The following is a 12057-nucleotide window of genomic DNA, read 5'->3' as shown; positions in this document are numbered from 1 at the left end:
TTAATAGAAGTGGAGAATCGTTTGATTTTCCATGACTGTAAATGGACGGAACTCTGGAGAGACCGTAAAGGCACCGAAGGGGCAAGGCAGGCAACTGCTCAAACTCTCAGGTAAAAGGACAGAGCTAGGATAGACCGCTTTTTAGCATTTATCTAAGCATTCCAGAGTACATGTATCTTGCATGTGCTCTTTCTTTTGGGGTTGAAAAGATAGGAGAATAGAATGTTAGAATTGCTTAAATCAATTGATGCTTTTGCTTGGGGCCCACCCCTCTTGATTCTCTTGGTCGGAACAGGAATTTACTTAACTGCCCGTCTAGGACTCTTGCAGGTTTTGCGTCTGCCCAAGGCCTTCCAGCTTATTTTTACCAAGGATAAGGGGCATGGCGATGTGTCCAGTTTTGCGGCCTTGTGTACAGCTCTAGCAGCGACAGTTGGTACGGGAAATATTATCGGGGTAGCGACGGCTATCAAGGTTGGTGGACCAGGAGCTCTCTTTTGGATGTGGATGGCCGCTTTCTTTGGAATGGCTACCAAGTATGCGGAAGGACTCTTGGCGATTAAATACCGCACCAAGGACGATCATGGTGCAGTAGCGGGAGGCCCAATGCACTATATCCTTCTAGGGATGGGAGAAAAATGGCGTCCGCTTGCTATCTTCTTTGCCCTTGCAGGTGTCTTAGTGGCTTTATTGGGGATCGGAACCTTCACCCAGGTCAACTCGATTACAGAATCTATCCAGAATACAACATCTATTTCGCCAGCCATCACAGCTCTTGTGTTGTCTGTATTTGTAGCAATTGCAGTCTTTGGTGGACTCAAGTCCATTTCAAAGGTTTCAACTACTGTTGTTCCTTTTATGGCCATCATTTATATTTTGGGAACTCTTACAGTTATTTTCTTTAATATCGGGAAAATCCCTGCCACAATCGCTTTAATCTTGACATCAGCATTTAGTCCTGTTGCTGCGGTAGGTGGATTTGCCGGTGCTAGCATTCGGATGGCTATTCAAAATGGTGTGGCGCGTGGTGTGTTTTCAAATGAGTCTGGTCTAGGTTCAGCTCCCATTGCAGCTGCTGCGGCTAAGACAAATGAACCGGTAGAGCAAGGCTTGATTTCCATGACAGGAACCTTTATTGACACCCTCATTATCTGTACTCTGACTGGTTTGACCATCTTGGTGACTGGTGTTTGGAGTGGTGATTTGAATGGAGTTGCCCTGACTCAGTCAGCCTTCTCAACAGTCTTTTCACACTTTGGACCTGCCCTTTTGACCATCTTCCTTGTACTCTTTGCCTTTACAACGATTCTTGGTTGGAACTACTATGGAGAACGCTGTTTCGAGTTCCTCTTTGGGGTTCGCTTTATCTGGCTCTACCGTGTGGTCTTTGTACTCATGGTCTTGTTGGGAGGATTTATCGAGTTGGATATGGTTTGGATTATCGCAGATATCGTCAATGCCTTGATGGCTCTGCCAAACTTGATTGCCCTCTTGGTCTTGTCACCAGTCGTCATTTCTGAGACTAAAAAGTATTTTGACAAATAATGAAATCACACTCCGCGTGTGATTTTTTTGCCTTCATAAAAAATTTCTATCGGTACAATTTAAAATATATATTATACAAGGTATAGAATCTGTGATAGACTAGATTTCAACAACATGAAAAGAGGTTTTATGATGACAACATTTACAATTCATACAGTAGAATCAGCACCAGCAGAAGTGAAAGAAGTTCTTGAAACAGTAGAAAAAGATAACAATGGCTATATTCCCAACCTAATCGGTCTCTTGGCTAATGCACCTACCGCCTTAGAAGCCTACAGAACTGTCGGAGCCATCAACCGTCGCAATAGCCTGACACCAGTTGAGCGTGAAGTAGTGCAAATCACGGCAGCTGTAACTAATGGTTGTGCTTTCTGCGTGGCAGGTCACACAGCTTTTTCCATCAAACAAATCCAGATGAATGATGACCTTCTGAAAGCCCTTCGCAATCGTACTCCAATCGAAACAGATCCTAAATTGGACACCCTAGCTAAGTTTACTTTGGCAGTTATCAATACCAAGGGTCGTGTAGGAGATGAAGCCTTATCTGAGTTTCTAGAAGCTGGCTACACCCAACAAAATGCCTTGGATGTTGTTCTTGGTGTCAGCCTAGCAAGCCTCTGTAACTATGCCAACAACCTAGCCAATACCCCAATTAACCCAGAATTGCAACCTTATGCTTAATTCATATCTGAGTAAAATGAAGTCTGAAATAATCGGACTTCATTTTTTATCCCCTCATTTAAGCGCTTTTATGCTATACTGAAACTAACATGATTATTGGAGGTTAGAATGAAAAAACTCCCCTTGGTATTTTCTGGATGTTTGCTAGGTTTAGCAGGAGCTGGAAATCTTATGTTAGATACGTTGCCGGTTCTGTCACATCTTTTTAGTCTGACAGGTTTGGTTTTGTGGATTTACTTTCTGATTTTTCATCTCTTTAATTGGAAAGAAACCAAGCAAGAGTTGACCAACCCCCCTCTCTTGTCAGGGATGGCCACCTTTCCCATGGCTGGGATGATTTTATCAACTTATGTCTTTCGCTTGTTTCCTCATCTTCCTTTAGTTGCGCAAGGACTCTGGTGGTTTTCATTTCTCTTGGATGTGGCCTTAATTGCTGGTTTTACCATCAAATTTGCCTATCCAGGCAAGAGAGTCAATGCTACTCCAAGCTGGACGGTACTTTATGTGGGAATAGCAGTGGCTGCCTTAACCTATCCTCTTGTAGGCATCATCGAAATTGCCTATGCGACCTTGAGTTTTGGTTTTCTCCTAACCTTCTATCTCTATCCGCTTATTTATAGCGATTTAAAGAAACATCCGCTCCCACTAGCCATGCTTGGACAAGAAGGGATTTACTGTGCTCCTTTCTCATTGCTTTTGGCTTCTCTGGTTCGGGTTGGAGGAGAGAGTCTACCGACTTGGGTTTTGATTGTCATGCTCTTGGCTTCCCAATCCTTCTTTTTCTTTGTTTTGACTCGCCTACCCAATATTTTAAAACAAGGCTTTCAACCAGCCTTCTCAGCCCTCACCTTCCCAACCATTATCACAGCTACTTCGCTCAAGATGGCTCAGGGAATCTTGAAACTTCCATTTTTAGATTATTTGGTTGTGGCTGAAACCGCTATTTGCTTAATTATTTTAGTCTTTGTATTAGGCACTTATCTGAATTGGTTACGAAAAAAGGTCTAGCTAGAAATAGCTAAACCTTATTTTTTATGGTTTGATAACTTCAGCTCCACCCATGTATGGACGAAGAGCTTCTGGGATGGTCACAGAACCATCTTCATTTTGGTAGTTTTCAAGAATAGCAGCCACTGTACGTCCAACTGCAAGTCCAGAACCGTTCAAGGTATGGAGGAGTTTCACCTTGCCGTCTGCTTCATCACGGTAACGGATTTGGGCACGACGGGCTTGGAAATCTTCTGTGTTTGAACAGCTTGAGATTTCACGGTAGGTATTTTGTGCTGGAATCCACACTTCCAAGTCGTAAGTTTTAGCAGCTGAGAAGCCCATATCTCCAGTAGAGAGAGCAACGACACGGTATGGAAGATTGAGTTTTTGAAGGATATTTTCAGCGTTGGCTGTCATTTTTTCCAATTCTTCGTAAGATTCTTCTGGCTTGGCAAATTTGACCATTTCAACCTTGTGGAATTGGTGCAAACGAATCAAGCCACGAGTATCACGACCAGCTGAACCAGCCTCAGAACGGAATGAAGGACTCATAGCAGTGAAGTAGATTGGCAGGTCTTTACCGTCCAGGATTTCATCACGGTAGTAGTTTGTTAGAGGAACCTCAGCTGTAGGAATAAGGACATAATTGCTGTCGCTGAGTTCAAAAGTATCTTCCTTGAATTTTGGATATTGACCAGTACCAAACATAGAATCGTGGTTAACCATGTAAGGCGTGATGACTTCAGTATAGCCTTCTTTGCCATGTTCATCCAACATAAAGTTGTAGATAGCACGTTCCAAACGAGCGCCGAGGCCTTTATAGAAGAGGAAGCGAGCACCTGTTACCTTACCACCCCGTTCCCAGTCAAGAATACCAAGGTCTTCACCAAGATCCCAGTGGGCTTTTGGCTCGAAGTCAAATTCGCGTGGGGTACCCCAACAGCGAACTTCAACATTGTCGTCTTCGTCAGCTCCAACAGGAACGCTGTCAGCTGGGATATTTGGAAGAGTCGTTGTAAATTCTGTCAATTTAGCATCGATTTCTGCCAATTCAGCATCCAAGGCTTTAACCTCAGCAGATAGAGTTTGCATGGCAGCAATCTTGTCATCTGCATTTTCCTTGTTGCGCTTAGCTTGGGCAATCTCAGCAGAAACTGTGTTACGTTCAGCCTTGAGAGTTTCAACCTTGACTAAAATATCACGACGTTTAGCATCTATTTCTTTCATCTCATTCAAGACAGCAGCATCTACACCACGTGTAGCCAATTTTTCTGCGACAGCGTCAAAGTCTGTACGAATACGTTTGATATCTAACATAAGAACTCCTTTATGAAAAAAGCACACCTGTTAAAGTGTTGGAGTGGCAGGGCCACGGTTCCATCCAACTTCACAGGTGTGCACTTGATTGTGTATGCAATTGTTACTAACGGTAGAATTTCACCTATCCCTCCTATCTGCTCGCAGCACCCGCAGACTTTCTGAAAGAAGAAGATAACCTACTTATCCGTTGCTATGATTATACTAAAGTTTCTACTTTTTTGCAAATAGATTTTTAAATTTTTGACCAATGGTTTGAATCAGAGTCGGAAGCTTGACGACCTTGTCATTGCCCAGTTTTTCACGAGCAATTTTGAGGATGGCACCTGAGTCTTTTGAAGCAAAAAGGAATTTTCCTCTGTCTGTAAAGACTTCGAAGTGGCGACTGATTTTGCGACCAGTGACATTTGCCCCAATCTGGTTGATATGGCTCCAAGGAATCTGGATAAATTGTTCAACATTGACATCGGGGTAAAATTCCAAAGCCTGATCACCGACAAGGAATTTCCCAACTTTCCCAGCTATAGAGAGGTAGGAGGTGCCTGTCGTATTGAGGAGCACTGTTTTGTTAAGTGATTGAGCCATGCTTAGTCTTCCTTACTTTCACCGAAAAAGGCATTGTAGAGGGCTTTAATAGCTGCTTTCTCTTGGTCCTTATGGACAACAAACATAATAGACACTTCACTAGAACCTTGAGACATCATCTGGATGTTGATCTTATTTTCAGATAGAGCACGTGTCGCAGTAGCAGTTACTCCAATATGGCTCTTCATCTTTTCTCCAACAATCATAATGATTGAAAGGTCGTGCTCGATTTCTGCATGGTCTACTTCAGCCTTTTGAACCAACTGACGAAGGATTTCTTCTTCCTTGATAGGAGTTAGTTCACGAGAACGGAGGATGATTGAAAGATCGTCGATACCTGTTGGCATATGTTCCCAACCGATGTTAAGATCTTCAAGGATTTGAAGAACCTTGCGTCCAAATCCAACCTCACGGTTCATGAGGTATTTCGACATATTAATGCTGACAAAGCCAGAGTCACCAGCAATTCCCACAACTGGAAATTCATCACTACTGTGTTTTAGAACGATACGAGTACCTGGATGGTCAGGGTTGTTGGTATTCTTGATAACCAGAGGAATTTTTCCACGGTAGGCAGGAAGAAGGGCTTCGTCATGAAGAACTGAGAAACCTGCATAGGCCAACTCGCGCATTTCACGGTAGGTCAACTCAGGAATCGAGTGTGGTTGGTGGATAATTCCTGGGTGGGCTGCAAAGATACCATCAACATCCGTAAAGTTTTCATAGAGGTCTGCCTTAACACCGGCAGCAATGATAGAACCTGTAATATCAGAGCCTCCACGTGAGAAGGTACAGATTTGATTTTCCTTGGTAACCCCAAAGAAACCAGGAATGACTAGGACTTCATTTGCATTCGTCAATTCCTCAATCTTGTCATAACTTGATGGAATGATTCGAGCATGACCAGGTTCACTTGTGACCACAATACCAGCTTCTCGAGGGTGCACATAGCGTGCATCAATCCCATTTTGGTTAAAATAGGCAGCAATCAATTTAGCATTGTTATTTTCACCGGCTGCTAGAAAAGTGTCGTAGAGAAATTCATTTTCATCAATAGGAAGAGTGGCTAAGGCGCGAATGCTTTTGGAAATTTTTTCTAGCACAGCTGGTTTAAGACCTAGTTCACTAACCATCGCAGCATAGCGGTCAATAATCCAGTTTTGGCTCTTGCTAATATCGTTACCAGCAACATAGTCGCGGTAGTATTTAATCAAGGCATCCGTAACCTTAGTATCTTCAGCATTGCGTTTACCAGGCGCAGAAACGACTACAAAACGACGCTCTGAATCGCTTTTTACGATGTTTAAAACTTTTTCTAATTGACTAGCAGAGGCAAGAGAGCTACCTCCAAATTTAACAACCTTCATAAGAACTCCTAAAGTAAGTATTTTATACGATTATAGCAGAAAGAAAGTCTTTTTTCAATGAAGAAAATAAGATGCGTTCTAGTATAAAGCGAGCCTTTCTAATCGGCTGAGACACTTTCAGTTGATTTTTTCTTGCTTTCTGATTTTAAAAAAGATATACTTTGAAAATAAAATAATTTAACCAGCTTATAAAATAAAAAGGAGTTCAAATGGAACACATTATTTATCAGCTTGAAGAGGATTTGGCAATCCTTACCTTGAATCGTCCTGAGGTCGCGAATGGTTTTCATATTCCTATGTGTGAGGAGATTTTAGAAGCTCTGACTTTGGCAGAAGAGGATCCGGCTGTGCATTTTGTCTTAATCAACGCGAATGGCAAAGTCTTTTCAGTTGGGGGAGATTTAGTAGAGATGAAGCGGGCGGTGGATGAGGATGATATTCCATCATTGACAAAAATCGCAGAATTGGTCAATACTATTTCTTATAAAATCAAGCAAATTGCTAAACCTGTCTTGATGGAGGTTGATGGGGCTGTTGCAGGTGCCGCAGCAAATATGGCTGTTGCTGCAGATTTCTGTCTGGCAACGGATAAGGCTAAATTTATCCAAGCCTTTGTTGGAGTTGGTTTGGCTCCAGATGCAGGTGGGATTCATCTTTTGAGCCGAAGTATTGGTGTGACGCGTGCAACTCAACTTGCCATGACAGGAGAGTCTTTGACAGCAGAAAAAGCTTTAGAGTGGGGGTTGGTTTACCGCGTCTGTGAAGCTGATAAACTTGAAAAGACGAGAGAACAGCTTCTTAAAAAATTGAGACGCGGGTCAGCTAATTCATATGCTGCCATCAAGAAGTTGGTCTGGGAGAGCCAATTCAAAGATTGGCAGAATTATGCTACTTTAGAATTGAATCTACAGAAATCCTTAGCCCAGACAGAAGATTTCAAAGAGGGAGTTCGGGCTCATTCGGAGAGAAGAAGACCGAAATTTACTGGAAAATAAGAAAATACTTGCACCATTCTTTGAAGTTTGATATAATTCTTTTGTCAAATGTTTTGATTGTGAAAGTTTTTTGAAAAGGAGGGAAAAGAGATTGGACTACCAACGAATTAATGAATATTTAACATCTATATTTAACAATGTCCTCGTTATCGAGGAAGTTAGCTTGAGGGGTAGTCGTTTCAAAGATATCTCCATCAAAGAAGTCCATACAATCGATGTAATTGGAAAATTCCCAGACGTGACGCCAAGTCAAGTGTCAAAAGAGTTGATGGTGACTCTTGGGACGGTTACGACGAGTTTGAATAATCTTGAACGCAAGGGTTACATTGAACGCATTCGCTCAGAGCAGGATCGTCGTGTGGTGCATCTGCATTTGACAAAGAAGGGTCGCTTGGTTCATAGACTACATAAACGCTTCCACAAGGCCATGGTTGAAAAAATCATTGATGGTATGAGTAAGGAAGAAATTGATGTTATGAGCAAAGGGTTGACCAATCTTTATCAATTTTTGGAGGATTTGAAATAATGGCTTTTGCAAAAATAAGCCAGGTTGCTCATTATGTGCCAGAGCAAGTGGTTACAAATCATGATTTGGCTCGGATTATGGATACCAATGATGAGTGGATTTCAAGTCGGACGGGAATACGACAAAGGCATATTTCAAGAACAGAATCTACTAGTGATTTGGCTACAGAAGTTGCTAAGAAACTGATGGCAAAAGCTGGAATCACAGGGGAAGAGTTGGATTTTATCATCCTAGCTACCATTACTCCAGATTCGATGATGCCCTCTACAGCTGCTCGTGTCCAAGCTAATATTGGTGCTAATAAGGCATTTGCTTTTGACCTAACAGCCGCATGCAGTGGATTTGTATTTGCCTTGTCAACTGCTGAAAAGTTTATCGCTTCTGGTCGCTTTCAAAAAGGCTTGGTGCTTGGTAGTGAAACCCTTTCTAAGGCAGTCGATTGGTCAGACCGATCAACAGCTGTGTTGTTTGGAGATGGTGCTGGTGGTGTCTTGCTAGAAGCTAGCGAGCAAGAGCATTTCTTGGCTGAAAGTCTCAATAGCGATGGAAGTCGCAGTGAGTGTCTGACCTATGGACATTCAGCCTTGCATTCTCCATTTTCAGATCAAGAAAGTACAGATTCATTTTTGAAAATGGATGGACGCGCAGTTTTTGATTTTGCTATTCGAGATGTGGCCAAGTCTATCAAACAGACTATTGATGAGTCCCCTATAGAGGCGACAGACTTGGATTATCTGCTACTTCATCAGGCCAATGACCGTATCTTGGATAAGATGGCTAGAAAAATCGGTGTCGACCGAGCTAAACTTCCAGCCAATATGATGGAGTATGGTAATACCAGTGCAGCAAGTATCCCGATTTTACTTTCAGAGTGTGTAGAACAAGGTCTCATCCATTTAGATGGTAGCCAGACTGTTCTTTTATCAGGCTTCGGTGGAGGCTTGACCTGGGGCACGCTCATTCTTACAATTTAGGTAATCATGTGGTGAACACATTGTTATAAAAAACTATTTATTTTAAAGGAGTCCTATCATGGCAGTATTTGAAAAAGTACAAGAAATTATCGTTGAAGAACTTGGAAAAGACGCATCAGAAGTAACACTTGAATCAACTTTTGATGATTTGGACGCAGATTCATTGGACTTGTTCCAAGTAATCTCAGAAATCGAAGATGCTTTTGATATCCAAATCGAAGCAGAAGATGACTTGAAAACAGTTGGTGACTTGGTTGCCTACGTTGAAGAGCAAACAAAATAAGCAGAATATAAATAGAAGGAGTAGGGAAACCCGCTCCCTCTTGTTTAGGCAATAGTTTGATTTTCAAATTATGACAGTATCGAACTATTACGTAAGCAAGAAATGATGGAGGCACTATGAAAACGCGTATTACAGAATTATTGAACATTGATTATCCTATTTTCCAAGGAGGAATGGCCTGGGTTGCTGATGGTGATTTGGCAGGGGCTGTTTCCAAGGCTGGAGGACTAGGCATTATCGGTGGGGGAAATGCCCCTAAAGAAGTTGTCAAGGCTAATATTGATAAGATCAAATCATTGACGGATAAACCTTTTGGTGTCAACATCATGCTCTTGTCTCCCTTTGTGGAAGATATTGTAGATCTCGTCATCGAGGAAGGCGTTAAGGTGGTTACAACAGGAGCAGGAAATCCAAGCAAATACATGGAACGCTTTCATGCTGCTGGGATTACGGTTATTCCAGTTGTACCTAGCGTTGCCCTAGCTAAACGCATGGAAAAAATCGGTGCGGACGCTGTTATTGCAGAAGGAATGGAAGCTGGGGGTCATATCGGTAAATTAACAACCATGACCTTGGTGCGCCAGGTAGCTGCAGCTGTATCTATTCCTGTTATTGCTGCAGGAGGGATTGCAGATGGTGAAGGTGCTGCAGCTGGCTTTATGCTAGGTGCAGAGGCTGTTCAGGTTGGAACTCGTTTTGTCGTTGCAAAAGAATCTAATGCCCATCCAAATTATAAGGCCAAGATTTTAAAAGCTAGAGATATTGATACTACGATTTCAGCCCAACATTTTGGCCATGCTGTTCGTGCTATTAAAAATCAGTTGACTCGTGATTTTGAAAAAGCTGAGAAAGATGCCTTTAAACAAGAAAATCCTGATTTAGAAATCTTTGAACAAATGGGAGCAGGTGCCCTAGCAAAAGCAGTTGTTCACGGTGATGTGGATGGCGGATCTGTCATGGCAGGTCAGATTGCAGGGCTTGTTTCCAAAGAAGAAACCGTTGAAGAAATCTTAAAAGATTTGTACTATGGAGCAGCTAAGAAAATTCAAGAAGAAGCCTCTCGTTGGGCAGGAGTTGTGAGAAATGACTAAAACAGCCTTTTTATTTGCTGGTCAAGGTGCCCAGTATCTAGGTATGGGACGGGATCTCTATGATCAGTATCCGATTGTCAAAGAAACGATTGATCAAGCGAGTCAGGTAGTCGGTTATGATTTGCGTCATCTCATCGATACAGAAGAAGAAAAACTCAATCAGACCCGCTATACGCAACCAGCCATTTTAGCAACTTCAGTTGCTATCTACCGTTTATTGCAAGAAAAGGGCTATCAGCCTGATATGGTTGCTGGTTTGTCTCTTGGAGAATACTCTGCCTTGGTTGCCAGTGGTGCCTTGGATTTTGAAGATGCGGTAGCCTTGGTTGCTAAGCGTGGAGCCTATATGGAAGAAGCGGCTCCTGCTGGCTCTGGCAAGATGATCGCAGTTCTCAATACGCCAGTAGAGGTCATTGAGGAAGCCTGTCGAAAAGCTTCTGAACTTGGAGTCGTTACACCAGCCAACTATAACACGCCTGCACAAATCGTGATTGGTGGAGAAGTGGTTGCAGTTGACCGAGCTGTTGAACTCTTGCAGGAAGCAGGTGCCAAACGCTTGATTCCTCTCAAGGTGTCAGGTCCCTTTCATACCGCTCTCCTTGAGCCTGCTAGCCAGAAACTAGCTGAAACTCTGGCTCAGGTAAGTTTTTCAGATTTTACTTGTCCCCTAGTCGGTAATACAGAAGCAGCTGTTATGAAAAAAGAAGACATCGCTCAACTCTTGACGCGTCAGGTCAAGGAACCAGTTCGTTTCTATGAAAGTATTGCGGTTATGCAAGAAGCTGGCGTAACCAACTTTATCGAGATTGGACCGGGGAAAGTCTTGTCAGGCTTTGTCAAAAAAATTGATAAGACAGCTAAACTAGCCACTGTTGAAGATCAGGCGAGCTTGGAAGCTCTTCTAGGAAATTAGTAATCCCTTCTCCCATAAATACAGGAGGAAACAGGAGAAAAGAATGCAACTAAAAAATAAAAATATCTTTATTACAGGTTCAAGTCGTGGAATTGGTCTTGCCATCGCCCACAAGTTTGCTCAAGCAGGAGCCAACATTGTCTTAAATAGTCGTGGGGTCATCTCTGAGGACTTACTTGCCGAGTTTTCAAATTATGGTGTCAAGGTAGTTCCCATTTCAGGAGATGTATCCGATTTTGCAGACGCTAAGCGTATGGTTGAGCAAGCTATTGCAGAGCTTGGTTCAGTGGATGTTTTGGTCAATAATGCAGGGATTACCCAAGATACCCTGATGCTCAAGATGACAGAAGCAGATTTTGAAAAAGTTCTCAAGGTTAACCTGACTGGTGCCTTTAACATGACACAATCAGTCTTGAAACCGATGATGAAAACCAGAGAAGGTGCTATCATTAATATGTCTAGTGTTGTTGGTTTGATGGGAAATATCGGTCAAGCTAACTATGCTGCTTCTAAGGCTGGTTTGATTGGTTTTACCAAGTCTGTGGCTCGTGAAGTGGCCAATCGCAATATCAGGGTTAATGCTATTGCACCGGGAATGATCGAGTCCGATATGACAGCCGTCCTATCAGACAAGGTAAAAGATGCCATGCTGGCGCAAATTCCTATGAAAGAATTTGGGCAGGCAGAGCAGGTTGCAGATTTGACAGTATTTTTAGCAGGCCAAGATTATCTAACTGGTCAAGTGGTTGCCATTGATGGCGGCCTCAGTATGTAGCAGAAGCTAGAGGTA

The 12057-nt window shown here is 42.6% G+C and carries 13 protein-coding genes and 1 riboswitch; of the genes, 10 read left to right on the top strand and 3 right to left on the bottom strand.

Features of this window, described 5'->3' with window-relative positions:
• The first annotated feature begins 43 nt into the window (after nt 1-43).
• A riboswitch (glycine riboswitch) is annotated at nt 44-132 on the top strand.
• Nucleotides 133-222: 90 nt separating this feature from the next.
• From N8L39_RS03760 to N8L39_RS03750, 3 genes are all read left to right on the top strand, one after another.
• On the top strand, nt 223-1545 hold the full coding sequence (locus N8L39_RS03760) for an alanine/glycine:cation symporter family protein (protein WP_261010273.1): 1323 nt from the start codon (nt 223-225) through the stop codon (nt 1543-1545).
• A 132-nt stretch (nt 1546-1677) separates the two neighbouring features.
• Nucleotides 1678-2226 carry a carboxymuconolactone decarboxylase family protein gene (locus N8L39_RS03755; RefSeq protein WP_261010292.1) on the top strand — a complete coding sequence of 183 codons (549 nt, stop codon included), beginning with the start codon at nt 1678-1680 and terminating at the stop codon, nt 2224-2226.
• A gap of 108 nt (nt 2227-2334) precedes the next feature.
• A complete protein-coding gene (locus N8L39_RS03750) occupies nt 2335-3234 on the top strand; it encodes a TDT family transporter (RefSeq protein ID WP_261010274.1) in 900 nt (299 codons plus the stop codon).
• 24 nt (nt 3235-3258) lie between these two features.
• Here N8L39_RS03750 and serS read toward each other — a convergent pair whose 3' ends face one another.
• The 3 genes from serS to N8L39_RS03735 all read right to left on the bottom strand — a co-directional run bounded on the left by serS (nt 3259) and on the right by N8L39_RS03735 (nt 6485).
• Complete coding sequence (gene serS, locus N8L39_RS03745; RefSeq protein WP_261010275.1) at nt 3259-4533, bottom strand: serine--tRNA ligase; 1275 nt, start codon at nt 4531-4533, stop codon at nt 3259-3261.
• Nucleotides 4534-4746: 213 nt separating this feature from the next.
• Nucleotides 4747-5118 (bottom strand): DUF956 family protein, encoded by a 372-nt coding sequence (locus N8L39_RS03740; RefSeq protein WP_000079349.1) that lies wholly within the window; start codon nt 5116-5118, stop codon nt 4747-4749.
• Between the two features lie 2 nt (nt 5119-5120).
• A complete protein-coding gene (locus tag N8L39_RS03735) occupies nt 5121-6485 on the bottom strand; it encodes an aspartate kinase (RefSeq protein WP_000869661.1) in 1365 nt (454 codons plus the stop codon).
• 209 nt (nt 6486-6694) lie between these two features.
• Here N8L39_RS03735 and N8L39_RS03730 point away from each other — a divergent pair, with 209 nt between their 5' ends.
• The 7 genes from N8L39_RS03730 to fabG all read left to right on the top strand — a co-directional run bounded on the left by N8L39_RS03730 (nt 6695) and on the right by fabG (nt 12042).
• Entirely contained in the window at nt 6695-7480 is a 786-nt protein-coding gene (locus tag N8L39_RS03730; RefSeq protein ID WP_261010276.1) for an enoyl-CoA hydratase, read from the top strand.
• A 91-nt stretch (nt 7481-7571) separates the two neighbouring features.
• Nucleotides 7572-8006: a fatty acid biosynthesis transcriptional regulator FabT gene (gene fabT / locus N8L39_RS03725; protein WP_023945587.1), complete on the top strand. Its 435-nt coding sequence runs from the start codon at nt 7572-7574 to the stop codon at nt 8004-8006.
• Nucleotides 8006-8980, top strand: coding sequence for a beta-ketoacyl-ACP synthase III (locus N8L39_RS03720; protein ID WP_261010277.1), 975 nt, complete (start codon nt 8006-8008; stop codon nt 8978-8980). The genes fabT and N8L39_RS03720 overlap by 1 nt, the downstream gene beginning before the upstream one ends.
• 58 nt (nt 8981-9038) lie before the next feature.
• Nucleotides 9039-9263, top strand: coding sequence for an acyl carrier protein (locus tag N8L39_RS03715; RefSeq protein ID WP_000257838.1), 225 nt, complete (start codon nt 9039-9041; stop codon nt 9261-9263).
• A gap of 116 nt (nt 9264-9379) precedes the next feature.
• Nucleotides 9380-10354, top strand: coding sequence for an enoyl-[acyl-carrier-protein] reductase FabK (gene fabK, locus N8L39_RS03710; RefSeq protein ID WP_084927828.1), 975 nt, complete (start codon nt 9380-9382; stop codon nt 10352-10354).
• Complete coding sequence (fabD, locus tag N8L39_RS03705) at nt 10347-11267, top strand: ACP S-malonyltransferase (RefSeq protein ID WP_261010278.1); 921 nt, start codon at nt 10347-10349, stop codon at nt 11265-11267. The genes fabK and fabD overlap by 8 nt, the downstream gene beginning before the upstream one ends.
• Before the next feature lie 43 nt (nt 11268-11310).
• Entirely contained in the window at nt 11311-12042 is a 732-nt protein-coding gene (gene fabG, locus N8L39_RS03700) for a 3-oxoacyl-[acyl-carrier-protein] reductase (RefSeq protein ID WP_261010279.1), read from the top strand.
• The last annotated feature ends 15 nt before the right edge of the window (nt 12043-12057 follow it).

The sequence above is a fragment of the Streptococcus mitis genome (genome assembly GCF_946190285.1).
Taxonomy (GTDB): Bacteria; Bacillota; Bacilli; order Lactobacillales; family Streptococcaceae; genus Streptococcus; species Streptococcus mitis_CP.
This window is presented reverse-complemented; position numbering and strand designations above follow the sequence as displayed.

Excerpts from the sequence above, each read along its gene's own strand:
- fabD (WP_261010278.1), top strand. The coding sequence starts at position 10,347 with ATGACTAAAACAGCCTTTTTATTTGCTGGTCAAGGTGCCCAGTATCTA.
- N8L39_RS03750 (WP_261010274.1), top strand. The coding sequence starts at position 2,335 with ATGAAAAAACTCCCCTTGGTATTTTCTGGATGTTTGCTAGGTTTAGCA.
- fabG (WP_261010279.1), top strand. The coding sequence starts at position 11,311 with ATGCAACTAAAAAATAAAAATATCTTTATTACAGGTTCAAGTCGTGGA.
- N8L39_RS03715 (WP_000257838.1), top strand. The coding sequence starts at position 9,039 with ATGGCAGTATTTGAAAAAGTACAAGAAATTATCGTTGAAGAACTTGGA.
- serS (WP_261010275.1), bottom strand. The coding sequence starts at position 4,533 with ATGTTAGATATCAAACGTATTCGTACAGACTTTGACGCTGTCGCAGAA.
- N8L39_RS03740 (WP_000079349.1), bottom strand. The coding sequence starts at position 5,118 with ATGGCTCAATCACTTAACAAAACAGTGCTCCTCAATACGACAGGCACC.
- N8L39_RS03755 (WP_261010292.1), top strand. The coding sequence starts at position 1,678 with ATGACAACATTTACAATTCATACAGTAGAATCAGCACCAGCAGAAGTG.
- fabK (WP_084927828.1), top strand. The coding sequence starts at position 9,380 with ATGAAAACGCGTATTACAGAATTATTGAACATTGATTATCCTATTTTC.
- N8L39_RS03730 (WP_261010276.1), top strand. The coding sequence starts at position 6,695 with ATGGAACACATTATTTATCAGCTTGAAGAGGATTTGGCAATCCTTACC.
- N8L39_RS03720 (WP_261010277.1), top strand. The coding sequence starts at position 8,006 with ATGGCTTTTGCAAAAATAAGCCAGGTTGCTCATTATGTGCCAGAGCAA.
- N8L39_RS03760 (WP_261010273.1), top strand. The coding sequence starts at position 223 with ATGTTAGAATTGCTTAAATCAATTGATGCTTTTGCTTGGGGCCCACCC.
- N8L39_RS03735 (WP_000869661.1), bottom strand. The coding sequence starts at position 6,485 with ATGAAGGTTGTTAAATTTGGAGGTAGCTCTCTTGCCTCTGCTAGTCAA.